Origin of the sequence: Ferrimonas gelatinilytica (assembly GCF_039544205.1) — a bacterium.
Taxonomy (GTDB): Bacteria; Pseudomonadota; Gammaproteobacteria; order Enterobacterales; family Shewanellaceae; genus Ferrimonas; species Ferrimonas gelatinilytica.
The window spans coordinates 89,463-113,654 of sequence record NZ_BAABLF010000009.1; the positions used below are offsets into that span (position 1 = coordinate 89,463).

At 58.9% G+C, this 24,192-nt stretch carries 19 protein-coding genes and 1 riboswitch; of the genes, 7 read left to right on the top strand and 12 right to left on the bottom strand.

Annotation, left to right across the window (positions count from 1 at the left end; genetic code table 11):
• Positions 1-150: 150 nt before the first annotated feature.
• The gene (locus tag ABD997_RS08925) at positions 151-1,536 is read left to right on the top strand and encodes an FAD-binding oxidoreductase (RefSeq protein WP_345316663.1); all 1,386 of its coding nucleotides are present in this window, start codon (positions 151-153) and stop codon (positions 1,534-1,536) included.
• Positions 1,537-1,634: 98 nt separating this feature from the next.
• Here ABD997_RS08925 and xseA read toward each other — a convergent pair whose 3' ends face one another.
• Complete coding sequence (gene xseA / locus ABD997_RS08930) at positions 1,635-2,990, bottom strand: exodeoxyribonuclease VII large subunit (RefSeq protein ID WP_425557063.1); 1,356 nt, start codon at positions 2,988-2,990, stop codon at positions 1,635-1,637.
• A gap of 127 nt (positions 2,991-3,117) precedes the next feature.
• Here xseA and guaB point away from each other — a divergent pair, with 127 nt between their 5' ends.
• Both guaB and guaA read left to right on the top strand, forming a co-directional pair.
• Positions 3,118-4,581, top strand: coding sequence for an IMP dehydrogenase (gene guaB / locus ABD997_RS08935; protein ID WP_345316665.1), 1,464 nt, complete (start codon positions 3,118-3,120; stop codon positions 4,579-4,581).
• A gap of 74 nt (positions 4,582-4,655) precedes the next feature.
• The gene (guaA, locus tag ABD997_RS08940; RefSeq protein ID WP_345316666.1) at positions 4,656-6,230 is read left to right on the top strand and encodes a glutamine-hydrolyzing GMP synthase; all 1,575 of its coding nucleotides are present in this window, start codon (positions 4,656-4,658) and stop codon (positions 6,228-6,230) included.
• Between the two features lie 186 nt (positions 6,231-6,416).
• Here guaA and ABD997_RS08945 read toward each other — a convergent pair whose 3' ends face one another.
• From ABD997_RS08945 to ABD997_RS08965, 5 genes are all read right to left on the bottom strand, one after another.
• Positions 6,417-7,874, bottom strand: a complete 1,458-nt coding sequence (locus tag ABD997_RS08945) for a YfcC family protein (protein WP_345316667.1) — start codon at positions 7,872-7,874, stop codon at positions 6,417-6,419.
• Between the two features lie 626 nt (positions 7,875-8,500).
• Entirely contained in the window at positions 8,501-9,316 is an 816-nt protein-coding gene (locus tag ABD997_RS08950) for a right-handed parallel beta-helix repeat-containing protein (protein WP_345316668.1), read from the bottom strand.
• 556 nt (positions 9,317-9,872) lie between these two features.
• Positions 9,873-10,109 (bottom strand): hypothetical protein, encoded by a 237-nt coding sequence (locus ABD997_RS08955; RefSeq protein ID WP_345316669.1) that lies wholly within the window; start codon positions 10,107-10,109, stop codon positions 9,873-9,875.
• Positions 10,110-10,484: 375 nt separating this feature from the next.
• Positions 10,485-12,128: an amidohydrolase family protein gene (locus ABD997_RS08960; RefSeq protein ID WP_345316670.1), complete on the bottom strand. Its 1,644-nt coding sequence runs from the start codon at positions 12,126-12,128 to the stop codon at positions 10,485-10,487.
• Between the two features lie 204 nt (positions 12,129-12,332).
• A complete protein-coding gene (locus tag ABD997_RS08965; protein WP_345316671.1) occupies positions 12,333-13,154 on the bottom strand; it encodes an alpha/beta hydrolase in 822 nt (273 codons plus the stop codon).
• A gap of 443 nt (positions 13,155-13,597) precedes the next feature.
• On the opposite strand from ABD997_RS08965, the gene ABD997_RS08970 reads away from it, so the two are divergent.
• The 3 genes from ABD997_RS08970 to ABD997_RS08980 all read left to right on the top strand — a co-directional run bounded on the left by ABD997_RS08970 (position 13,598) and on the right by ABD997_RS08980 (position 15,375).
• On the top strand, positions 13,598-14,209 hold the full coding sequence (locus ABD997_RS08970; protein WP_345316672.1) for a YitT family protein: 612 nt from the start codon (positions 13,598-13,600) through the stop codon (positions 14,207-14,209).
• 164 nt (positions 14,210-14,373) lie between these two features.
• A complete protein-coding gene (locus ABD997_RS08975; RefSeq protein WP_345316673.1) occupies positions 14,374-14,802 on the top strand; it encodes a DsrE family protein in 429 nt (142 codons plus the stop codon).
• A gap of 189 nt (positions 14,803-14,991) precedes the next feature.
• Positions 14,992-15,375: a VOC family protein gene (locus ABD997_RS08980; RefSeq protein WP_345316674.1), complete on the top strand. Its 384-nt coding sequence runs from the start codon at positions 14,992-14,994 to the stop codon at positions 15,373-15,375.
• Between the two features lie 218 nt (positions 15,376-15,593).
• Here ABD997_RS08980 and ABD997_RS08985 read toward each other — a convergent pair whose 3' ends face one another.
• Both ABD997_RS08985 and ABD997_RS08990 read right to left on the bottom strand, forming a co-directional pair.
• A complete protein-coding gene (locus ABD997_RS08985) occupies positions 15,594-16,163 on the bottom strand; it encodes a xanthine phosphoribosyltransferase (protein WP_345316675.1) in 570 nt (189 codons plus the stop codon).
• A 19-nt stretch (positions 16,164-16,182) separates the two neighbouring features.
• Positions 16,183-17,553, bottom strand: coding sequence for an NCS2 family permease (locus ABD997_RS08990; protein WP_345316676.1), 1,371 nt, complete (start codon positions 17,551-17,553; stop codon positions 16,183-16,185).
• A gap of 63 nt (positions 17,554-17,616) precedes the next feature.
• Positions 17,617-17,716, bottom strand: a riboswitch (purine riboswitch).
• A gap of 158 nt (positions 17,717-17,874) precedes the next feature.
• Between ABD997_RS08990 and ABD997_RS08995 the strand changes: the two genes are divergently transcribed.
• Positions 17,875-18,396: a DUF3087 family protein gene (locus ABD997_RS08995; protein ID WP_345316677.1), complete on the top strand. Its 522-nt coding sequence runs from the start codon at positions 17,875-17,877 to the stop codon at positions 18,394-18,396.
• 172 nt (positions 18,397-18,568) lie between these two features.
• On the opposite strand, the gene ABD997_RS09000 is transcribed toward ABD997_RS08995, so the two are convergent.
• The 4 genes from ABD997_RS09000 to ABD997_RS09015 form a co-directional block, all read right to left on the bottom strand.
• Positions 18,569-19,453 carry a LysR family transcriptional regulator gene (locus tag ABD997_RS09000; RefSeq protein WP_345316683.1) on the bottom strand — a complete coding sequence of 295 codons (885 nt, stop codon included), beginning with the start codon at positions 19,451-19,453 and terminating at the stop codon, positions 18,569-18,571.
• A 404-nt stretch (positions 19,454-19,857) separates the two neighbouring features.
• Positions 19,858-21,402, bottom strand: a complete 1,545-nt coding sequence (locus ABD997_RS09005; RefSeq protein WP_345316678.1) for a cryptochrome/photolyase family protein — start codon at positions 21,400-21,402, stop codon at positions 19,858-19,860.
• The gene (locus tag ABD997_RS09010; protein ID WP_345316679.1) at positions 21,399-22,709 is read right to left on the bottom strand and encodes a DASH family cryptochrome; all 1,311 of its coding nucleotides are present in this window, start codon (positions 22,707-22,709) and stop codon (positions 21,399-21,401) included. The genes ABD997_RS09005 and ABD997_RS09010 overlap by 4 nt, the downstream gene beginning before the upstream one ends.
• Before the next feature lie 101 nt (positions 22,710-22,810).
• The gene (locus ABD997_RS09015) at positions 22,811-23,776 is read right to left on the bottom strand and encodes an integron integrase (protein WP_345316680.1); all 966 of its coding nucleotides are present in this window, start codon (positions 23,774-23,776) and stop codon (positions 22,811-22,813) included.
• Between the last annotated feature and the right edge of the window lie 416 nt (positions 23,777-24,192).

Genomic DNA, 24,192 nt, shown 5'->3' on the forward strand with positions numbered 1-24,192 from the left:
CATGGCTGTGCAAAATTGCGCCACTGGACTAGGCTTGCCGGGAAATGTTGTCCCAGGCGTTGAGACGGGTGTTCAAAGCGGATAGCGAGTTCTTCATGGTGGAAGGGAGGTGCGTCTCAGCGTCCCGAACTTTGCCCTGAGGATTTTCCTATGCAGCAACCCGACCCCGAACAGCTAAAGCAGTTTGAAGATTCCCTTTCCGGCCCCCTCCTTACCCCAGAAAGCGCTGATTACGATGAGGTTCGACAACTCTGGAACGCCATGGCCGATAAGCGCCCTGCGTACATCGTACGCTGCCAGGATCGCGCCGATGTGCTGGCCTCCCTGAACTTTGCCAACCACTACCAGATGGAGATCGCCGTCCGCGGCGCCGGCCACAACATCGCCGGTAACGCCAGTTGCGACGGTGGCATCATGATCGATCTCTCCCTGATGACCGATGTGGAGGTGGATGCAGGCGCGCGGCGGGTCTACGTCCAGCCCGGTGTCACCTTGGGTGGGTTGGATGCCGCCACCGCCAAGCATGGCCTGGTGGTGCCCACCGGGATCAACTCCACCACCGGGATCGCCGGCCTGACTCTCGGGGGCGGATTCGGCTGGCTGACCCGACGTTTCGGTATGACGGTAGATTCTCTGGTCGGCGCCGAAGTGGTGACCGTGGAGGGGGGCATCGTCTACGCCAGTGCCGACGAAGAGCCGGATCTTTTCTGGGCCCTGAGAGGCGGTGGCGGCAATTTCGGCATAGTGACCCGCTTCGATTTCGAAGCCTATCCCCTGGCCGACCAGGTGTTGGCCGGTCTGCTGGTGTTCCCGCTGGAACAGGCGGAGTCCATATTGAAGCAGTACCGTGAACAGGTGATCGACAGCCCGCTGGAGTGCAATGCCTGGGTGGTCATGCGCCATGCACCGCCACTGCCATTCCTGGAGGAGTCCGTGCATGGTACTAAGGTGGTGATCCTGGCACTGTGCTGTACCGGCGACATCGAGGAGGGCAAAGCTTGGGCGGCCAAGCTGGAGGCTTTCGGCTCCCCGGTCGGTACCCACGTCGGCCCCATGCCCTTTGACCAGTGGCAACAGGCGTTTGACCCTCTGCTGGCCCCAGGTGCCCGCAACTACTGGAAAACCCACAATTTTACCGAACTGAGTGATGAGATGATCACCGTGGCCGTAGATTTTGCCGAGCAGTTACCGGGGCCAGAGTGCGAAGTGTTTTTTGGACTGATTGCCGGCAAGGCCAATACCGTCGCCACCGATGCCACCGCCTGGCCCTGCCGGGACGCCAAGGTGGTGATGAACGTCCATGCCCGTTGGCAGGAGCCGACTCACGATGGCTCATGCATCGATTGGGCCCGGGCGCTGTTTCGGGCCAGTGAGCCCTATGCTTCCGGCGGCGCCTACGTGAACTTCATGACCGACGATGAAGGGGGGCGGGTCGAGGATGCCTACCGGGAAAACTATGCGCGACTCAAGGCGGTGAAGCGCCGCTTCGACCCCCACAATCGTTTGCACCTGAACCAGAATATCCAGCCGGATTGAGCGTCCCCCCAACACGGCGATGGTAGGGTGAAATGAAAAAGCGCTCCGGTGATGGCCGGGGCGCTTTTTTTATTGCTTGCTGTGGTCCGGGGGGACTTTTATTCCAAGCTCTCCTTGGTGGGGTCGATTGCCGTTACCGCCAATGCCAGGGTCCCCCGGTGCAGGCGGGCTTCCAGTCGCTCGCCGATCTCTACCTGGTCGCTGTCCTTGATGGTATGTCCCTGCGGATCCTGCAGGATGCTGTAGCCCCGGGACAGCACCGCCAGGGGGCTTACCGCGTCGAGCGCCTGGGTCTGGGCCCGCTGGCGAAGTCGCGCATTATCGATGCCGGCCCGGGAGGCCCTCGTCAGCCGGTGTTGAAGATCCGCGACGCGTTGGCGAAGGATGGCCAGTTGCCGGTCCGGATGCTGACTGGCCAGACGCTGCTGGAGCTGTGCCAGCGCATGCAGTTTGCTTCGCTGCTGGCCATCAGCGGCCCGGGTGAGACGTAGGGCCAGCTCATCCAGTCGTTGGCTGTGGGTTGCCAGCTGCGCCTTGGGATCGCAGGCACGGAGCCGGGCCGCCAGTAGGGCGATGGCGCTGGACTGATGGCGGCGATGCTGCTGCCAGGCCTGCTGCAGTCGCTGCTTCTGCTGGGCCAGCTGCCGCCGATGGTGGCTGCTGTCGGTGGAGAGCAGCTCCGCCGCTGCAGAGGGGGTCGGGGCCCGCAGGTCGGCGACGTAATCGGAGATGGTGGTGTCCACCTCGTGGCCAACGGCACTGACGATCGGCAGGCGGGCGGCGTACACCGCGCGGGCGAGGCGCTCATCGTTGAAGCACCAAAGGTCCTCCAGCGAGCCGCCGCCCCGGGTCAGCAGCAGGCAGTCCACTTCGTCCCGCTCGTCGGCGGTCCGGATCATCCGTATCAACTGCGGCACCGCCTCGCTGCCCTGGACCGGGGAGGGGTAGATCACCACCTCCAGGGTCGGGTCACGGCGCTTCAGTACCGAGAGGACATCCCGAATGGCGGCCCCAGAGGGGGAGGTGATCACCCCCAACCGACGTATGGTATCCGGCAGGGGTTGCTTCGCCTCGGTGGCGAACAGCCCCTCGGCGGCCAGTTGCATCTTCAGGGCCTCGAACCGCTGCTGCAGCAGGCCATCTCCCGCCAGTTGCATCGATTCCACCACCATCTGGATGTCGCCCCGGGGCTCGTAGAGGGTCAGGTTAGCCCGCACCAGCACCTGCATGCCATGCTCGGGGCGGAAGGTCACCCGGGTGGCGCGGCTGCGAAACATGGCGCAACGGATCTGGCTGCGATCGTCCTTGAGGGTAAAGTAAAGATGGCCGGAGGCGGGGGTGGCGAGGTTGCTGATCTCCCCCGAGAGCCAGATCTGGCTCCAGTTCTGCTCCAGCAGCGCTTTGACCTGGCGATTGAGGGTGGAAACGGTAAAAACGGGTGGGTTCACAGGGATCCCTGAAGCGGCCAAAAAGAGTGGGGTATTGGTATCAATTTCCAGTTGTGGAAGCAAGGCCACATCGTTATAATCCGACCGCAATATTTCAATCCTCACACGCTAACCTCTTAGGTGGAATGTTGCCATGCTACGTATCAAGCAAGAAGCCCTGACCTTCGACGATGTATTGCTCGTCCCTGCCCACTCGACCGTTCTGCCTAACACCGCCAACCTTGGCACCCAACTGACCAAAACCATCCGCCTCAATGTGCCCCTGCTGTCCGCCGCCATGGACACAGTGACCGAAGCGCGCCTGGCGATCGCCATGGCCCAGGAGGGGGGGATGGGCTTTATTCACAAGAACATGAGCATCGAGCAGCAGGCTGCCGAGGTTCGTAAAGTGAAGAAGTACGAGGCAGGTATCGTGCAGGATCCGGTGACTGTAACCCCGGATGTGACCATGCGCGAGCTGCGTGAGATGCATGAACAGCACGGCTTCGCCGGTTTCCCGGTGGTAACCCATGAGCAGGAGCTGGTTGGGATCATCACCGGTCGTGACGTGCGCTTCGCCACCAACCCGGATGCAGTGGTTGCCGAGATGATGACCCCCAAGGCGCGTCTGGTGACTGTTATCGAAGGTTCCCCCCTTATCGAAGCCCAGGCCCTGATGCACAAGAACCGCATCGAGAAGGTGCTGGTGGTGGATGAGGCCTACAAGCTCAAGGGGATGATCACCGTCAAGGACTTCCAAAAAGCGGAAGAGAAGCCCAACGCCTGTAAGGATGAACTGGGCCGCCTGCGCTGTGGCGCGGCCGTCGGGGCCGGTGCCGGCAACGAGGAGCGGGTTGCTGCCCTGGTGGCGGCCGGTGCCGATGTTATCCTGATCGACTCCTCCCACGGTCACTCCGAAGGGGTCCTGCAGCGGATCCGCGAAACCCGCGCCGCCTTCCCCCAGGTGCAGATCATCGGCGGTAACGTGGCGACCGCCGAAGGTGCCAAGGCGCTGATCGACGCCGGCGTGGATGCCGTCAAGGTGGGGATCGGCCCGGGCTCCATCTGCACCACCCGAATCGTTACCGGTGTGGGCGTCCCGCAGATCACCGCGGTCAATGAGGCCGCCTCGGTAGCGGACCAGTACGGCATTCCGGTGATCGCCGACGGCGGCATCCGCTTCTCCGGTGATATCGCCAAGGCCTTGGCGGCCGGCGCTTCCTGCATCATGGCCGGTGGCATGTTCGCCGGTACCGAGGAGTCCCCTGGGGAAACCGAGCTCTACCAGGGCCGGGCATTCAAATCCTACCGTGGCATGGGCTCCGTCGCCGCCATGAGCAAGGGTTCCTCAGACCGCTACTTCCAGAGCGATAACGCCGCAGACAAGATGGTGCCGGAAGGGATCGAAGGGCGGATCCCCTACAAGGGGCACCTCAAGTCCATCATCCACCAGCAGATGGGCGGCCTGCGCTCCTGCATGGGGCTGACCGGTTGTGCCACCATCGAGGAGCTGCGTACCAAGGCGGAGTTTGTTCGCATCTCCGGGGCCGGCATCAAGGAGAGTCACGTCCATGACGTGACCATCACCAAGGAAGCCCCGAACTATCGTCTGGGCTAAGCCCTTCCAATCCTACGACAGGCATGAGCACAGCTCATGCCTGTTTAATATCTGATAACAAGAGAAGTACCCTCATGAGCAACATTCATGACCACCGCATCCTGATCCTGGACTTCGGCTCCCAGTACACCCAGCTGGTGGCCCGACGTACCCGGGAGATCGGCGTCTACTGTGAACTTTGGGGCTGGGATGTCACCGAAGCGCAGATCCGTGAGTTCAACCCCACCGGGATCATCCTCTCGGGCGGCCCGGAGTCCGTGGCCGAAGCCAACTCCCCCCGGGCACCGGAGTACGTGTTCAACGCCGGCGTGCCGGTACTGGGTGTCTGTTACGGCATGCAGACCATGGCCGAACAGCTCGGTGGCAAGGTTTCCTGCTCTGACAAGAAGGAGTTCGGTTACGCCCAGGTCGAGGTGCTGGAAGCGACCCAGCTGTTCGCCAACATCGAGGACGCCATTGCCGAAGATGGCAACGCGTTGCTGGACGTGTGGATGAGCCACGGTGACAAGGTGACCACCCTCCCCGAGGGGTTCGTGCAGGTGGCCAAGACCGAAACCTGTCCCTTCGCCGCCATGGCGGATGAATCCCGCCGCTTCTACGGTGTGCAGTTCCACCCGGAAGTGACCCACACCAAGCAGGGCAAGCGGATGCTGGAGCACTTCGTGCTGACCATTTGTGGCTGCGAAGCCAAGTGGACCTCCGAGGCGATCATCGATGACGCCATCGCCCGCATCAAGGACAAAGTGGGCCAGGACAAGGTGATCCTGGGCCTCTCCGGTGGTGTCGACTCCTCCGTGGTGGCGATGCTGCTGCACCGTGCCATCGGTGACCAGCTCACCTGCGTCTTCGTTGACAACGGCCTGCTGCGCCTCAACGAGGGCGACCAGGTGATGGAGATGTTCGGTGATCACTTCGGCCTCAACATCGTTCGCGTCGATGCGGAGCAGCGCTTCCTGGCTGCCCTGGAAGGGGTGGCTGACCCGGAAGCCAAGCGTAAGGCGATCGGCCACACCTTCATCGAGGTATTCGACGAAGAAGCATCCAAGATCCAGGACGTGAAGTGGCTGGCCCAAGGCACCATCTATCCGGATGTGATCGAATCCGCTGGCGCCGCCACTGGCAAGGCCCATGTGATCAAGTCGCACCACAACGTGGGTGGCCTGCCGGAAGATATGGAGCTGGGTCTGGTGGAGCCGCTCACCGAGCTGTTCAAGGACGAGGTGCGCAAGATCGGCCTGGAACTGGGTCTGCCCTACAACATGCTCTACCGTCACCCCTTCCCGGGGCCGGGTCTGGGTGTGCGCGTCCTCGGCGAGGTGAAGAAGGAGTACTGCGACCTGTTGCGCCGTGCCGACGCCATCTTCATCGAAGAGCTGCACAAGGCGCAGCTCTACGACAAGGTGTCCCAGGCCTTTACCGTCTTCCTGCCGGTACGCTCTGTGGGCGTAATGGGCGATGGCCGCAAGTACGACTGGGTGGTGAGCCTGCGTGCGGTGGAAACCATCGATTTCATGACTGCCGTATGGGCCCATCTGCCCTACGAGTTCCTGGGCCGGGTCTCCAACCGCATCATCAACGAGGTCGACGGGATCTCCCGGGTGGTTTACGACATCTCCGGCAAGCCGCCGGCGACCATCGAGTGGGAATAAGCTCGTCGAGTGAGTCCAGTTGATTTAGCGGCCTAACGGCCAAAGGAAAAAGCCCTGAGCATTGAGCTCAGGGCTTTTTTAATGTGCGTTGGTTGAGAGTAGGGGATGGCTGGCGCCGTGGGTGTGGTTTAAGGGGCTGCCAGAGTGAGTCGGGAGCGGCACTGATAGCCGCTCCCGGGCTTTGGGTTAGCCGTTGGCCGCCTCTACCACCGCACTGATCTGCGGTTGAACGTCCAGGCCATAGCCAAACAGGGTCGCGGCCACCAGCACCAGGGCGGAGGCCAGCATCAGCTTGGCCAGCAGGGGCAGGCAGAATTTAAACCACTGGCTGTAGGGTACGCCCGCCATACCGATGATCCCCATCAATACAGCATTGGTCGGAATGATCATATTGGAGAAGCCATCACCAAACTGGTAAGCCAATACGGCGACTTGGCGAGGCACACCAACCAGATCGCCCAGCGGCGCCATCAGGGGCATGGTGACGTAAGCTTGGCCGGAGCCAGAGGGGATAAAGGTGTTAAGCACGGTTTGGATCACCAGCATCCCCACCGCCGACAGCTCGGCACTGACGTGAGACAACGGCATGCTCATGGCGTGCACCAAGGTGTGCAGGATCTGGCCATCCTCCATCACCAGGGCAATGCCGCGGGCCACCCCGATCAGCACCGCCGTCATCACCAACTCGGACGTCCCTTCGATGAATTTGTTGGCCGCTTTATCGGCCCCCAGACCACCGATAACGGCGGTTACGATCCCCCAGGCAATAAACACCGCACCCAGCTCGTACAGATACCAGCCTTGAGTGGCGATCCCGGTCACGGCAATGGCCAGGGCCGCGACAAAACTGGCCAAAATCAGTTTATGGCGGCCGTTTAACTGCGGGTAGGTGTGCACTGGCTTGTTATCCAGTGGACAGGGGATCCCGGCCATCATAGAGGTGTGTGGCGCTTTCTGAACCCGTTGGGTGTATTGCCAAACGTGGTGAAAGCCGATCAACACAAAGGGGAGGAAAATAGCGAAGCGCAGCCAGATCCCAGAGTACACCGGGATCTCGGCGATCTGCTGGGCGATCAGGACAGTAAAGGGGTTAAACGCCGATACACCGTAGCCGATCCCATAACCGGCGACGATCATCCCTACCGCGGTCATGGCGTCCAGTTTCATCGCTTTACACAAGGCCACCAAGATCAGCACAAAGGGAATGTACTCCCCAGCAGTGCCGATGCTGCTGGAGGCCATTGCAAAGACAAACACCACCGCGAAGATCAGCTTTTGCGGCGAGTCACCAAAACGCTCCAACATACGGCCGATCAAGGCATCCACGGTGCCGGTGGCCCGCGCCACCGCCAACACCCCACCGACGATCAAAACAAAGAAGATCACGTCTTGCGCCGCTGCAAAGGCCCTTGGGATCACCTGCAACAGGTCCCATGGAGTCAGGTTGGCGGTGCTTTCAACGATCTGGTAGGTCCCTGGCACAACCGACAGGCGACCGGAATCGTTAGCCACCATCTCGAACGCCCCCTGAGGCACTAACCATGTGGCGATATACGCCACTAGCATCATGCCTAGGAGTAAAATAAGGGTATGTGGAATTTTTGTTGTTTTTGTTGCTTCTGTTGTTCTTATTATGTTTTCCATTTTTTGTCCGCAAATAACCTTTAACGCGACTCTCTAGTCTAATCATCCAAAAGATAAAAAAAAGGCTTTTTCTTAACGAGCGTTTTATCAAGTATTAGCAAAATCATATAAAACTCACCTGCGTTGAACACAAAACCATCGGTCGGTTCAAAAAGTGCGCTGCTATTGGATATCTGCTGCTCAATAAGTGATCACAGGTCTCTTTGGAACGCACGAATTTGGCCTCAGTGCTTCGTTGCGCAACTCCGACTCGGCGAAGCGAAAAAACGGTGGGGCTTTGAGTTTGCCGGGCCGCTGGCGCAGTGGCGGATTTGTGGTGGCCCGTCAATTGACTGGCCGGGCGCGGCCCGGTGCCCGGTCAGGGGCTTCCCAACAACCTATGCCACCGGCGGTGGGCAAGCGCCTGTGCTTTCAAGGCCTACGCGGCGGGACAAGCTAGACTCGCTTTTTCACTGTGCCGTCCATGCTTCGTTCAAAAGCCCGGCTTAGTCATCCTTGACTTCGCGTTTACGCCTTACGGCGTTAACCCCTGCTCGACTGGCCATTCGCGCCATCCATGGCGCTCACTCCGGTTTAAGGCCTCTGCGCTGCGGGCCCACCGAGTCGGCGAAAGGGCGGGCGGTGCATTATTTACACAGGCCTGCAGGCATTGAATCTACATCAGACTTGCACTTGTTGTTGCTGTAGAAGTTATCCGTACCTGCCGTACCCGTGCCTCCGCCAGTCTCATCCCACATCCCATACTCATCACTATAAAATGATTTGTTATTAATGAAATGGTTACTCTCGCTGAGAAAATCAGTGTAGTAGCCATTCCTGCTGTACTTCACCGTATTCCTCAAAATGGTGTTTGTAGATGAATGGTTAGTTAATTTTATCGCGTCTCCCCTTGTGTTGAGTATTCTGTTGTTCAGAATAAGGTTGTCATCCGAATCATAAAGCGAAATTCCCCATGCATTCCCTGAAAGATAGTTTTTTTCTATCTGATTCCCATTTGAATCTATATTTATCGCATTTGCGATAGTGTCATATATATTGTTAGAGATAATGGTGTTGTCATGAGTGTCGAATACTAATCTTATCGCTTGGTGGTTATGTTTGAAATCGTTATTTATTATAATATTCTTTTCGGACTCCGCACCAGCCACGCGCACAGCGATATTAGAATCGATAATAGCATTGTCTCTGATAGTGCTCCCTTCGGTTTGATACAGGCTTACGCCTCCGCCAAACCCTTTGATCACCAAGTTTTTAATTGTAACGCCATCGTAGTTGTACAGTTGTACTCCGTATCCATAGGTTGCACCGCAGTTAGCCGGGTTTGCGCAATTACCGCTAAGGGTATGGCCTGCCCCATCAATGGTTATATTGCTCTTGCCTACAACCAGCCCAATATTGCAACCTAGCAAATCTCCTGTGAGAGTGATGTCATCTGTGACCACGGTGCCACATTCCAAAGATTCTGCACAGAGCGCTTGAGTGTGTATGCTCAATGTGCCAAATAGACATGCATATATCAGTGAGTGGTTATACTTTTCATCTTAACCCCCGGTTGATAATTTTGCAGCGCATGATTTCCGCTTGGCGGGATTACATGCGCACACATCCCTCCCGGACAGTGGTACACCTGTCTCGCGCCTCCCTATCGAGCGCCTCTACAAATAATAGTAAAGCGTGCATCAAGATAGCAGCTCTACCCTTGTCTCTTTGACATGCATCAAGTTCTTAAAGTCTGATTAAAATAAAATTCAGGTTATTCAATCGGCAGGAGATTTATGTGTCCACTCCTATACTGATGAAAAAATTTAGGTTATTCATGAGCAAAATCCCTGGCCTCTGTAATCCGATCCTGAACTTTGGCTCTCTGTAGACCATGCCGGTTGCCCACTGTACTGGTGAGAGAGCCCTTTACGGTTAACGGTGAAGCAGTTCTAAAGGTCGCTGGCCCGGAGATTATTTTGGAGGGTTATCGCGCTGGCAGTGGCAGGCCCCAGACGATTATTTTGTCTGTTTTTTGTCCGCTTCGCGCTTTACCAGGATAAAGGTTAAGTACATCTTTGTTGGCAGCGACAGGGCCATACCGACAGCGACGCATACGGCGCTGATGATGATCCCAGTGACGCCCATTGCGTCGATCGAGTCACTGAAGTTGTGGAGGTAGATCCCGAGCAGGATCAAGAGAAGACCTGAGGCGATGCAGCACTTGAGGATCACAACAAGCTTGGCGTCTGTCACTTTTGCACTCCTTTGGGCACGGGCTCCAACCCACTCTAACCCCTTTGTTCCATTCTCTTCACTATGAACAACAATGCGCAGGAGGAAAGCCCCAAATCGCGGCACCCGTGTTTGTGTTCTCTGGTCATTCGCGCCACCGATGGCGCTGAATCTTGCTTCGGGCCTTTTCTGCTTCGGGCCTGCCGAGTCGGCGAAGAGCAGAAGTGGTGGGGCTTCGGGATCTGTGGGCTGCTGCAGCGGTGGTGGATGTTCGCGATCAGCCCAGTTTTACCCGGGCGTATCGTAATTACTTCAACAGCACGCCGAAAATGGATCTGGCCTGAGCCTAAGGGACCAGTGTGTAAAGGGATTACTGGAGACCACGAGTGAGCTGCCCTAGGCCTGTTTTGCCCGCAACTTCCGCACCGTGGCTTTGACCTCTTCCAGCAGGGCTTTGGCGTCGTAGACCACGCCATCCTTGATGGTGTAGAGAACGCCGCCAACCTTTTCTCGCTGGTGGGTTTCCAGGTTCAGTCGGGTGTGCCCGGTGCCGTAGAGCAGCTTGAAGTTGGTCAGCGGGTTCTCTTCGACGATCACCATGTCCGCTTTCTTGCCCACCGCCAGGGTTCCGACCTCGTCGGCCATGCCCAGCAGTTCGGCGCCGTTTAGGGTCGCGGCCTGCATCACCTCCAGTGGGTGGAAACCGGCTTCCTGCAGCATCTCCAGGCCGCGGACATAGCCAAAGCCGAACAGGTTGTAGATGAAGCCGGCGTCACTGCCGACGGTGACCCGGCCGCCCCGGTTCTTGAAGTCGTTGACGAAGGCCATCCAGAGGTTGAAGTTGTTTTTCCAGTTGATCTCATCCTGGGTGGTCCAGTCGAAGAAGTAGGAGCCGTGGATCTTGTAGTTGGGCTGGAACGCCTCTTCGATGGCGGGAATGACGAATTCGTCGAACCACTCCCGGCGGCTGACCGCCATCAGATCCCGGTTGGCTTCGTAGACGGAGAGGGTGGGGTCCAGGGTGACGTTAAGCTCGATGAACTTGTCGATCAGCGCATTCCAGCGCTCGGAACCGGGCTTGGCAGTTTGCGCCCACAGGGTTCCGGCCTCACCGAAGCGATCCTGCTCGTTGGAGTAGTTGTAATCCAGGGAGTAGCGCTGGATACGCTTATCCTCGAACATCGCCTCGGGAATGCCGTACCAGTGCTCAATGCTGGCGTTGCCCCACAGCGCGGAGTCCAGGGCGTTGGCCTGGTTGACCCCCACCTGGGGGTGGTGGAAGGCGGTTTTCATCCCCAGGCTGTTGGCGGTCTCGATCACCGCTTTCAGGTTGTCCGCGCGGCCTCCTAAGAGTTTCACCCCATCGGCACCGCGTTTTCTGATCGCCTTGACCCAGTTGGCCGCAGTTTCCGGGTTGGGGATCATCCCCATGGGGTAGGCGGGGTAGATCTTCATCCGGGGAGCGATGATGGCGTTTTGCTCGCTGAGCTCCTTGTACTCCATGTACTGGCCGAGGCCGCCAAAGGCGCCCACATCCCGGACGGTGGTAATGCCGTGGCCCAGCCACAGCTTGAAGACGTAATCCACCGTCGGCACTTCGCCGAAGTCGCTGTGGTGGGCAACATCGGTGTGGACGTGGGCATCGATGAAGCCCGGCATCACATACTTGCCGCTGCCATCAATGACTCGGATCCCCTCGTCATTGCTGTCGCCTCCGAGGGAGACGCCCACGCCCGCACCGGCCAGCGCCGATTTGATGGCCGTGATACGGTCGTTGTCGACCCGGATATCTACCGGCCCATATGGGGGGGACCCTGTGCCGTCGATGATGTAGATGTTCCGAATCAGCAGCCCTTTATCCGGGCGGCGCTGCGACTCCGGCAGAATGGTCGGCTGGTGGTAGATGGAGTCCCCTACCACGAAGCGGGCCTCCTCGCCGGGTAATATCCTGGCGGAGACGGTGCCGGTGATTAAAAGGGAGACCAGGCCAAGCGTCAGTCCTTTGCACGCCGAACGAAAACGGTGATTAAACATATCCATAAGTACTCTTTGAAGTGGCTTTCCTGCAGTTGCCATCCTAAGCCAGTTCCGTTGAAATATTCAGCACCGAGTGCAGGATCTAGGCTGCCAAGTACAGAGGTGGAGGCACTCGCTTGGCCACCGGACCGTTGCCGGAAGGCCCTCCTCTCGGCCCGCCACCAGGTCGGTTCTGCCATGGTGACGCCGGTAGAGCGGCGGCGCCGTTCAGTCGTCCTTCAAGGTGTGTCGTTGCGCGGTGGTGACTGGCGCCTGGTTGGCGGCGATAAACTCGAAGGTGACCTTGCGCTTGGAGTAACTGCCGTGGTCAAAGTCCGCAGCGGTACAGTCGATCACCCTGGCATTGCTCACCAGGGTGTCGAAGGGTTTGGGACCGCTGTAGCCCAGGGCTTTCTCACCCCCGGCGGCGATGAAAAAGGCGAACCTGAGCACTTCGTCCTCTTTGGAATGAAATATGTAGATTCCCCGGGCCCGTTGTGCCGGAAGGGCAAAACCTCGGGCGTCGCTGAGCCGGTTGCGTTTGACGGCGGCGGCCATCAGGTAGAGGTTGCCCAGCTTGGCCGGGTCCGACAGACGGGCTTTTTGCAGCCCACGCAGGGCCAGGTAGCACCCCATGCTGTGAGCCATGATATCCACCCGGGCCGCGTGGGCGGTCAAGAAGGCCAGTTGGTCCCCCATACGCCGTGAGATCCTGCGGGCACGACTGCGCGCGGACCAGTAACCCAGCTCTTTATCCCCACCGGGCCAGAGGTAGCCGACCACGGCATCGTGCTCGACGTTGGCCTGCGCCATCAGGTCGATGATCCTCTGGTAGGCGGCACAGACCCGTCGGTAACTGTTGTTGTAGCCGTGAATCAGCAGCACCAGGTGTTTGCCCTGGATCTGCCGGGCCAGGGTTTCCCGGCTCATGAGGAGGGTGTGGGTGGGTCGGCTGTCGATCAGGTCGACGGCCCGGATCCTGTCCATTTTGCTTTGCCAGCTGGGCTGGTAGAACCCCTGCCGGCTGCTGATCATCGGGATCACGCTCATCTTTGCCTCCTGCAATCTTGCTCCGTGCGGGCGCAGGCCTCGGCCCTGCGCTGTCCAGGCACTCCTTGCCAGGACTTTTTAACAGTGTACTCAGCGTTATCGGGTTGTTGTAGCTGGATTACCCGGTACCGCATTAGCCCGTTGGTTCTCGCTGTCCGCCTGAAGTGGGCCTTGCAGCGGGCAGAACCGGGTGCCTGTCAACCTCGCTGAACACTGGCTTGACACAGTGGAGGTGAAAGCTGTCTTCAATCATCAATTCGGAACGATCTGCCGCTTTGGGTGCTGCATTCACCTGCGCCCGCTTCCTGACTGGTTCGGTCTGGGGTTATTGCGATTTTTGTTGGTGCTATCCAGAGTAATTCGCTTTTTTGCGTAATTGTTATTTGTCCCAGGATCACTAGGATCGGCGCCAAAATCCGCCCTGCTGTTTATTGAGGCCTCCATTGAACACCTCCCACTCGCTGTATGAAGACCTGTTTTCCCTGAGTATCGGCATCCTGTTGCTCTCCTTTGCTCTGGTGATGTTGAAACAGACTGGTGTCCTGGTGGGGGGCGTGGCGGGTGTGGCCCTGCTGGTACATCGATTAACGGATCTGGGATTTGGCCTGCTCTTTTTCGCCATCAGTGCCCCCTTTTACCTGATGGCCTGGTTCCGCATGAGCCGGATGTTTACGCTCAAAAGCCTGGTGGCAGTAGCCCTGATATCCTGGTTGACGGACTTTCTCAACCACAGCATCGAGTTCCAGGGGCTGACCCCGATGATGGCTGGCGCCATCGGTGGGATCTTCTGTGGCATGGGGCTGCTGGCGCTGTTTCGCCATAATGCCAGTGCCGGCGGCTTCAATGTGCTGGCGCTCTATGGCCAGGAAAGGTTTGGCCTGCGTGCCGGTTACCTGCAGATGGGTCTGGACCTGCTTATCCTGTTGATCACCGCGCTACTGTTCAGTGTCGAGACCCTGTTGGCGTCGACACTCTGCGTGATCCTGACCAACCTGGTGCTGGGTTTCAATCACCGTCCCGGCCGTTACCAGGCTCAGCCACCCCTGTTCTCCTGAGTTTCTCCCTGGTCAAAACCGGGGGCGATCTGTCCCCGGTTTTGACGTTTTTCCTCTCCACGCAGGGGCATCCTCGACCGACACGCTTTGCAACCATTGCGCGGCCAAGCCGCGGTCATAGGGCACTATGGTTACCTATGGCTGAATACGCCGTGGAGGTTGTTATGAAACCCGTTCTCTTTACCTTGATACTGATCGCAGGATTTTTGCCGCCGCCGATCCTGGCGGAGACCTTCGAGTCAGAAAACCGGGTCCTGTACCACATCGACGATGCCCGCATGGGGCGCTTTGCGCTGCACCTGGCTGCGGATCACCTGGAGTTGGATCCCCAGATCGCCATCACGGTGGTGGCCTACGCCGCCGGTGTGGATTTTCTTCTGCAGGGTGAGCAGGATCGCCAGCAGCGGCTTTACGCCTCGGACGTGCAGGCGTTGATGGCGCGAGGTGTCCAGTTTCGGGTTTGTGCCGCCACCTTGAGATATCGCGAGATCGATAAAGGGCAAGTGCTGCCCGGGGTCGTGCTCGTGCCCTCCGGGACATTCGAAATTATCCGTCTTCAAACGCAGGAGCATTACGCCTACCTCAAGCCCTGAGTAGCCTCAGCATATGGCGAGAAACGCACTGGACCGGGGCGGTCTTCGTCTTCATCACCGCGCTGCGTGACGGTCACCTGAGGCTACCTGCACCTGTGGCTGGAACCTACTCTTCCCCGTTCGCCTCCGCCCCATCGGGCTCGGCTAAGCTCAAAGGCGTCTTACGTCAGCAGAAGTTGAGGAGAGAAGATGGCGAACAGCAATGCCGTGGGCTGGTTTGAAATTTACGTTACCGATATGGTGCGGGCCAAACATTTCTACCAGACCGTGTTTGAGACCACCCTGGAGCAGCTCAGCGCCGGGGATGACCAGAGTCCCGAGATGTGGGCCTTCCCCTGGGTGGACGAGGCGTATGGGGCCGGCGGGGCCATCTGCAAGATGGCGGGCGTGTCCCCCGGTGGCAACAGCGTGATGGTTTACTTCAGGTGCGAAGATTGCGCGGTGGAGCAGGGCAGGGTGAACGATGCAGGGGGCAAGGTAGTCCGCCCGAAGATCGCCATCGGGGAGTACGGTTTCATTAGCCTGGTGACGGATCCCGACGGCAACACCATCGGCCTGCATTCGAAGCAGTAAAGCGGGGGAGGGGGTTCCTGGGTCGAGAGTATCGAGTTCCTTAGAGCCTAGGTACTAGGCACTAAGAGCAGGAGCTCAGAGCCGAGAACTTGGCAACCGGCAACTAGAACTTAGAACTTAGAACTTAGAACCTAGAACCTAGAACCTAGCCCGAAATGATGCAAAAACGCCACGGCGAGTATCCCCACCGTGGCGTTTTTTATCCTTCGCCGCGGGGGTCAGTCCGCGAAGGAGATCCCCCCTTCCAGGGAATGAAGGCGGGCCAGCGAGTGCAGCGGCAGGCCCAGTTGGTCGGCGATGCCGCGGCCGTCCTGGAACGATTTTTCCACCACGATCCCAAGGCCTGCCAGCGTGGCGCCGGACTGATCACAGAGGCTCTTCATCCCCAGCAACGCCTGGCCGTGGGCGAGAAAATCGTCCACGAACAGGACCCGCTCCCCACCCTGCAGATGGCGCTTATCGCAGGTCAGGGTGTACTGGGTGTTCTTGGTGAAGCTCTGCACGCTTTCGGTGTAGAGCTCGTCGTTATCGAGGATGCTGGCGGCTTTTTTGCACACCACCAGAGGCAGGTTCAGCGCCAGGGCGGTCAGGGTACCGATGGCGATCCCGCCGGCCTCGATGGTGATCACCTTGTCGATGCCGGCATCCCGGTAGTGCTCGGCGATGGCCTGGGCGCACCAATTGAGCAGTGCCACGTCCACCTGCTTGGTCAGAAAGCCGCTGGCATCCAGAGCACTGGCGCTCTTGACCACCCCATCTTTCAAAATCCGTTGTTGTAATGGGTTCATCTTGATTCTCCTTGAGGGTTTACAGCATCAGCAGGTAGGCCAGAAAGATGACCGACAGGGCATAAATGAGCGGGTGAACGTCGCGGCCACGACCGGACACCACCATGGTAAAGGCGTAGCTAATGAACCCCATCGCCATGCCGTTGGCCGGTGAGAAGGTGAGCACGGTGAAGATCAGGGTAAAGAAGGCGGCGATGCGCGATTCAGGCTTCTCCCACTGGATTTTACCGAGGTGGCCCACCATGTAGATCCCCACGACGATCATCGCAGGGGCGACGATGGCGGTGGAGAACAGGGAAAAGACCGGGTAGAGGAACAGGGACAGCAGGAAGAGTCCCGCCACCACCACCGCAGCCAAACCGGTACGCGCACCCTGGGAGGAGGCGATGCCGGACTCGGAGTAGGCGGTGATGGAGGTGGTCCCCAGGACGGTTCCGACCACGGTGCCGCCGGCGTCGGCCATCAGGGCTGAGCGGGCGTTGGGCACTTTACCATCCTTGTCGATGATCCCCGCGTCGCGGCCTACGCCGACGATGGTGGAGAGGCCATCGAAGAAGTCGATGATAAAGAAGATGATGACGATAAACATCAGGTCCAGCAGCTTGTCAGCGCTGAATGAATCGAAGTTGAAGATCTGGCCGAAAGAGGGGGCCAGGCTCGGCGGGGCAGCCATCCACTGCTCCGGCAGCGGCGCAAACTGGGTTCCCAACAGGGCATCACTGGTCAGCGAGAGCAGCAAGGAGACCAGGAAGGCGATGAAAGTGGCTAGTTTGATGTTTCGCACCATGCAGGCCAGGGCCACCAGAAGGCTGATCATGGCGATCGCTACCTGGGGCTGAGTGATATCGCCCATGCCCACCAGGACGAAGGGGTTGTCTACGACGATCCCTGCGTTTTTCAGTCCCAGGAAAGAGATGAAAAAGCCCAGCGATACGGTGATGGAGAGCTTCAGATCTTCCGGGATCGCCTCGATCATGGTTTTGCGCACCTGAGTAAGGGAGAACGCCACGTAGATGAGTCCGGAGAGGAAGATCCCAAACAGCGCCTCGTGCCACACCAGGGCCACGGAGCCGGAAAGCAGCATCCCCTTGAAAAAGCCGTTCATGCTCATGCCCGGGGCGAGCATCACCGGGTAGTTGCCGAATAGCCCCATCACCAGGGTGGCGAAGGCGGCGGCGATGGCGGTGGCGCTGAAGATCGCGCCTTTGTCCATTCCCTCAATGCCACCGAGAATGGCGGGGTTGACCGCGAGGATGTAGCTCATGGCCAGGAAGGTGATAAAGCCAGCGTAGATCTCGGTGCCCAGGGTGGAACCCCGTTGCTGGATCTTAAAGGTGGATTCGAGCACCGTGCCGTTTTCGGCGCGTTTCAGTAAGGTGGTGATGTTCACAGCGTAACCTGTTTGTTCGGTTGATCATCGGATATTTACTGAACCGCATACGGGGCGCCCTGCCAGGCAGGGGGATTGGACTGTAGTCGCAGGATTAGGTCCCGCGGTAGAAACTTCCGGTCCAAATCACCGGAGATATACAGCTCAATAAATGTTGGTCGCGGATTCTATCAGCAGCACCATTGATCGCAACCGCAAAGCGCATTTATGCCCGGTTCGGTCACATTCACTGGTGTTTTTAAACGCTGGCGAGGGTAACGGCGCCCCGGGCGCAGTAGTGACGTATACTCGCCTTTTTTCGGGATAGAGGAGAGACGCGAGATGCAGTTAATGGAGGTGGACAAGAGACGCTATCGTCAACGGGTCAACCGGGTAATCACCCTTTTCGTGGTTAGCCTGGCTGTGCTCTCGGTGGCCTTGGGAAGCTTGTTGATCACCCTGTTTGGCTATGACGCGCCCCGGGCTGATGGCTCCACCGGCAACTTCGGGCTCAACCTGATCGGCGTGTTGCTGGCACTGGCCCTGTGCAGTGCTGTGCTTCACCGTTTTCGTCACCACCCCTACCTGACCGAGGTGTTTTACGTCTGGCGGCTCAAGCAGATGATGAATCGCATCTATCGCCAGTACAAATCCTTGGAGGCGCGGGCAGAAAAGGGGAGCGAGGAGGCATTGAAGGTGCTCTGTTTCTATGCGCTGGCACAGAAACAGGTCTATCAGCTCGACGACAATACCCTCACCCTCAGCGAGGTGGAGCAGCGTATCCAGCGCCTGGAAAAGCAGGTGGCACCACGCACTGTGGAGGAGATGGCCGCGGCGTTTGAACCCAAAATGCTGACCTCCTAAATATGCTCCACTTTCGTGAAAGCTTTGGCTCCCTGGGCTTTTCTCCGGCTCTTAGGAACGAGGGCCTAAAACCGAGTTCCTAAGAGCTTTGTGCTCCACTGCATCAGGTTGCCCTCGCGAACGGTAGGGTGTAGCACAATTCGGAACAGTTATTTAGTTCCTAAGAGCCGGGTTACTGGATGTGGTCCCCCAGCAGCTGGGTCATGGTATTGATAATGCGGTCGAAGCGCTTGGGCAGGCGTTGGTGGCGACGCTGAACCAGGTAGATGGTTTCCGATACCGGGTTGGTCAGACGGTGATGACGGATCCCCTCTTGATGGGCAAAGGCCGCTACCGCGTAAGCCGGCAGCACGGTAAAGCCCAGTCCCCTGGCCACCGGCTCCAAAATCAGGCCGATCTGGTTGGAGAAGCCCCGACGGGGCAGTTGGCTGACCTGCTCAAACTCTGGAAAGTTGTCGCTTAGCAACAGGCTGGCGTGGTGGGCGCCGTCCGGGTGGTCGATGTAACCGAGATCCATCAGGGTCAGCCAGTCCGGGCGTTCCAGATCGGCGGGTGTCACCAGGTAGAGCGGCTCCTCGGCGAAGGGACGGCTGGCCAGCTCTGGGAGCTGCGCCGGGCGGGTGATCAGCCCAAGGTCCAGCTGGCGACCGGCCAGCTGGGTTTCGATGCTGTGGTTGGGGGCGAAGGCGTACTCGATGCAGAGGCCGGGATGGGCGACCTGGAGATCCAGCAGCCCCGGGTAGAGACGCAGCCCCAGGCTGCCGGGGCTGGCCAGGCGGCAGCGCCCCTCGATATCACTGTCCCTCTTTAGCCCCTGCTCCAGCGCATCCAGTTGAAACAGGGTTTGCTGGGCTTGCTGGTAGACCCGTTCTCCCGCCTCGGTGAGAGTGAACCCCTTGCCCTCCCGCTGCAGCAGGTTCTGGCCGAAGTGCCGCTCCAGTTTACGGATCTGCTGGCTGACGCCGGGCTGCGTCATCGCCAGTTTCTCCGCCGTACGGGTAAAGTGGCCCGTTTCCACCAGAGTGCAGAAGGTTTGCAGCCAGCCGAGGTTAACCATAACCACCTTTAATCATTATCAGAGCATTGGATAAGTTTCTGTTGCCAGTTTCCGCTGCCCGAGGCGAGAGCGCAAGCCGGGTTTCGACTTCTTAACTTACTGTTCCGAATTGTGCTTCACCCCGCCTGTTTTGGGGATAAGCGGGCGCAGTGGGGCACGGCGCTCTTAGGAACCAGGAACCAGGAACTAGGAACTAGGAGCTAGGAGCTAGCAACGAGGCTCTAGGATCTGGTTCCTAAGAGCCGGAGCCAAGCCAGATCGTTCTGGGCTTATACAAACTGGGAGCCTATCCAGGACCGGCTGTTGTGTTCCTGGGCACCAAACCGGACTGTCGATAAGCGCGGCCATAGATAGGGGGCCGACCCCCGGAACGAGGCACCTCGCGCAGGGCAGGGCTCTGCCGGTCAGAGTTTCTCGGCGTGATCCAGGCACCACTGGGCGCGTTCCAGCACGGCGTCTCTCTCTTCATCACCGCGGTTGTCCCAGTTGCGGTAGACCACCCCGACCCTAGGATTGTTGGCCAGTTGCTCGCGGTGGCGCTCCATGAAGTGCCAATAGAGGCTGTTAAAGGGACAAGCGCGCTCACCCACTTTCTCCCCGACCTCGTAGTGACAGCTGGCGCAGTAATCACTCATCTTGTTGATGTAGTTGCCGCTGGCGGCGTAGGGCTTGGACGCCAGCAGGCCACCATCGCCGTACTGGCTCATCCCCCGGGTATTGGGCAGCTCCACCCACTCGATGGCATCGATATAGATCCCCAGGTACCAGGCATCCACCTCGTCGGGGTCGGCGCCGAACAGCAGGGCAAAGGTGCCGGTGATCATCAGCCGCTGGATATGGTGGGCGTAGGCGTATTGAAGTGACTGGTCGATGGCATCCTTCAGGCAGGCCATGCGGGTCTCACCGCTCCAGAACCAGGGGGGCAATGGACGCCGGGCATCGAAATGGTTGTGCTGCTCGTAGCCGGGCATGTTGGCCCAGTAGATCCCCCGGATATACTCGCGCCAGCCGAGAATTTGGCGTACGAACCCCTCGATCTGGGCCAGGTCCACGTCGTCGTTCTCCTGGTATGCGTCGATGGCTGCCTCCATCACCTCCAGCGGATGGAGCATCTTGGTATTGAGGGCGAAACTCAGGCGGGCATGGAACAGGCTCCAGTGATGGGGTGCCTGGTTGGAGAGTGCATCCTGGAAGCGACCAAAGTGCACCAGGCAGTGGCGGCAGAAGTGGCCAAGCAGCTCCCGGGCCTGGGCCCGACTCACCGGCCACAGTAGCGGGCCCTCCAGGGTGCCGATAGAGGTGACCTGGTGTCGCTCAAGCCGTGCCAGGATGTCGTCGACCGAGTTGGCGAAGCAGAGCGGCTCCGGCACCGAGGCCCAGTCCACTTCCCGTAGTCGGTGGCGGTTCTCCTTGTCGTAGTTCCACTGGCCCCCCAGGGGCTTACCATCGGCCATCAGGAGGTTAAAGCGAACTCGCATCTTGCGATAGAAGGGCTCCATCCGGTGGGCTTTGCCCCGCTCAAAATGGGCATCGATCTCATCGAAAGGGAGCAGGAAGTGTTCACTGTCGACCTGCCGGACCGCCACCGGCAGGTCGAGATCGCTCAGCTGGGCCAGAAGGCGGTATTCATCGGGACGCTGATACTCGAAGCGCTGCGCACCGCTCTCCTGTAACTGGGCACGGATAAGCGCGGGGAGATCCTCATACTGGGCGCTGTCATCCAGGGTGAGGTGTCGCACCCTGTGCCCTGCGGCTTCCAGCGCATCGGCAAAACCCTTCATGGCGGCGAAGAAGGCACAGAGCTTTTGGATGTGGTGGCGCACGTACCCTGTCTCCTGCTTAAGCTCTGCGATCAGGTAGAGCACGCCGTCATCCTGTTGGCGAAACCAGCTGTGGTGGGCGTTGAGCTGGTCACCCAGTATCAGCCTCAGGGTGTGAACCTGGCTCATGGCGCCCGCCTTGGCCAATCTGCCTCGTCATGGCTGTCCAGTGGCGCAGACGGTTGGGTTGGTGCCCAGCGGCGGATAAACGCCCCGTCCGGATCGTAGATTTCCGTCTGCTTGGCGAGGTCAAAGTGACGCCAACCGCGGGGATCTGCGCCGACGCCTGCCAGGTATTGCCAGTTTCCCCAGTTGCTGGCGACGTCGTAATCCAGCAACTGTTGCTGGAAGTAGGCCGCTCCGTAGCGCCAGTCCAACCCCAGTTCGTGAACAAAGGCGCTGGCGACGATCTGCCGGGCCCGGTTGGAGAGATAGCCGGTCGCATTGAGCTGGCTCATGGCCGCATTGACGATGGGGAAAGGGGTCTGGCCCCGACACCACTTGCTGAACCGTTCGGCGTAAAAGGTGGTGGGTCTGCGGATGTTCTGTATTCCGGTAAAGGCGAACAGCTTGCTGCCGTGGGCCAGGGCGTACCACTGGAAGTACTCCCGCCACAGCAGCTCGAAACGGATCCACGCCGTGGACTCATTGGCTCCCCGGTAGTGCTCGTGCCGGGACAGTGCCGCCCAGACCTGTCTTGCGGACAGGCAGCCCCGGGCGAGCCAGGGCGAGAATTTGGTCGAACTCCGCCAGTCATCCAGCGCGTTTCGGGTTTGTTTGTAACTTTGCGGTGCGCTACCAGCAAAATAGCGGTTGAGGTGCCGCCGTCCCGGCCTCTCGCCGCCTCGAAAGGGGCTGTTGGAGGGAGCACGGGGCGGGATGAGAGGGTCATTACGCAATCGGCCTGGCGGTGGCGGCAGGACGGTCGGCGGCCGGCAGTGGGGACGGACCGGCACAGCCTCCATGGCCTTGCGAAACTGGCTGAAGGTGCCAGGCAGGTTATCGAGGGAGAAGGGCAGTTGGTCAAGTCGAAACAGGGTGTGGGATTGAACTGCCTCGAAGACGACGTCGGGGTGGCGCTCCATGAGCGTTTGCCACTGTCGGCGTTCATCAAGGCCGATGGGTGCGGAAACCACCACCCGATCAATCTGGCGCTGCTTGATGATCTCCGGCAAGACCGTCAGTGGATCGCCCTGGCGGAGCCACAGACGCTGCCCGAATTGCACCAGGCTACGGGCAAGGTCATCGAGGCTATCGAGGATGAAGCGCCAGGGCAAGTCCCCTACCGGTTTACAGTGGTAACGCCCCGGGCGGCGTAAGGCGGGATCGGCACAGTACAGGCAGGTGAGCTCATGGGTGCCCTTAACCGCTTCGCGCAGGGCGGGGTTGTCCATGAGCCTGAGGTCCTGCTGAAACCAGAGGAGGGTACGGGTCATAACAATCTCTTGTTGATGATTTCGTCTCAATACGGAGTGACGGGCCGATAGGCTCACCGGCGGCCAGCGGAGGGGATAAGCCCCCCCGTTGGATGGGGACGCTAACTAAGCAGGCGATCAACCGGGCTAAGCATCCCGGCATGTCGCTGCCCGGCGACGTGAGTGTAGATCTCCGTAGTGCGAAGATCACTGTGCCCGAGCAGGGTCTGAACGGTACGAATATCCGTTCCGTTGGCCAGCAGGTGGGTGGCGAAGGAGTGGCGAAACGTGTGCGCCGTAACCCGTTTGCATACGCCGGACGCCAATACCGCTTTGCGAAGCTGTTTGGCATAGGCGGAGTGGTGCTTGTGATGCCGACAGAGATACCCATCGTAGGGGTGGATGCAGAGCGTGCTTGAGGGAAACAGGTATTGCCATGCCGGGCTTTTTAGCGTGCCACGATATTTGCGGTAGAGTGCTGGCGGCACCGAACTCATCCCCTCGCCATTATCCAGGTCATCCTGGTGCAGTGCTTTGACACTTTCAATTTGCGCCTGCAATGGCTTGAGCGTGCAGTGGGGCAGCAAGGTATAGCGATCTTTTTGCCGTTTACTGCGAAAAATAAACAACGAGCGACCGTCGAGATCCACGTCTTTTAATCTCAAGCGCAGCGCTTCGTGGATGCGAAGTCCTGCGCCGTAGAGTAAACAGGTAATGAGCCAGTAGTCCCCGTGGAGACAAGACAACACGCGCTCAACCTCGGCCATCGACAACACCGTTGGCAAACACTTCGGGCGACTGGCCATGCCAAACTTCAGCCCCTCAATAGGCTGATTCAACACGTGACGATACATAAAAATCAGCGCACAGAGTGCCTGGTTCTGGGTGGCGGCACTCACACGTCGTTCATTGGCCAGATGCGTCAGAAAGCCTTCAATCTCAGGGTTGCTAAGCGTATTTGGATGCCGTAAGTTGTTGAAACGGATGAAATACCGTATCCAGTACAGGTAACTTTTCTCGGTCTGAAGAGCGTAATGGCGCACACGAAGCGCTTGCCGCACCGTCTGGATGAAAGGGCTCGAACTCATGTTCCCCTCGTCGCCATAAGGCTGTATGTATATACAGTTATAAGTGGCTTCCGGAAAAGATCAAGGCGTTGCGCACGTCCCGTGTCGGGCTTAGCTTGCCACCAAAACGGCGCGCTTAAACATAAAAGCTATCTTTTTCATTAGGTTAAACGTAAGTATCCACTATCGAATGTGGATAGGTTTCGCCACCGTTCCGACTTTGGCCAATGAGTGCGGCATAAGAAAAGCGTTTTCATGTGGGATCACAGAGAGTTGGGCATAGTGCTCTGAATGAGCCTGCCGGACTTATTCGGAATTCAAAGTAATATACTGTTAGGCAGATTTGGAAAGTTAAGTGCAAGACTTCTACGACGGGTTATCACCGTTTTACCACCTCATTTATCCGGATTGGCATGCCAGCATCGACAAGCAGGGAG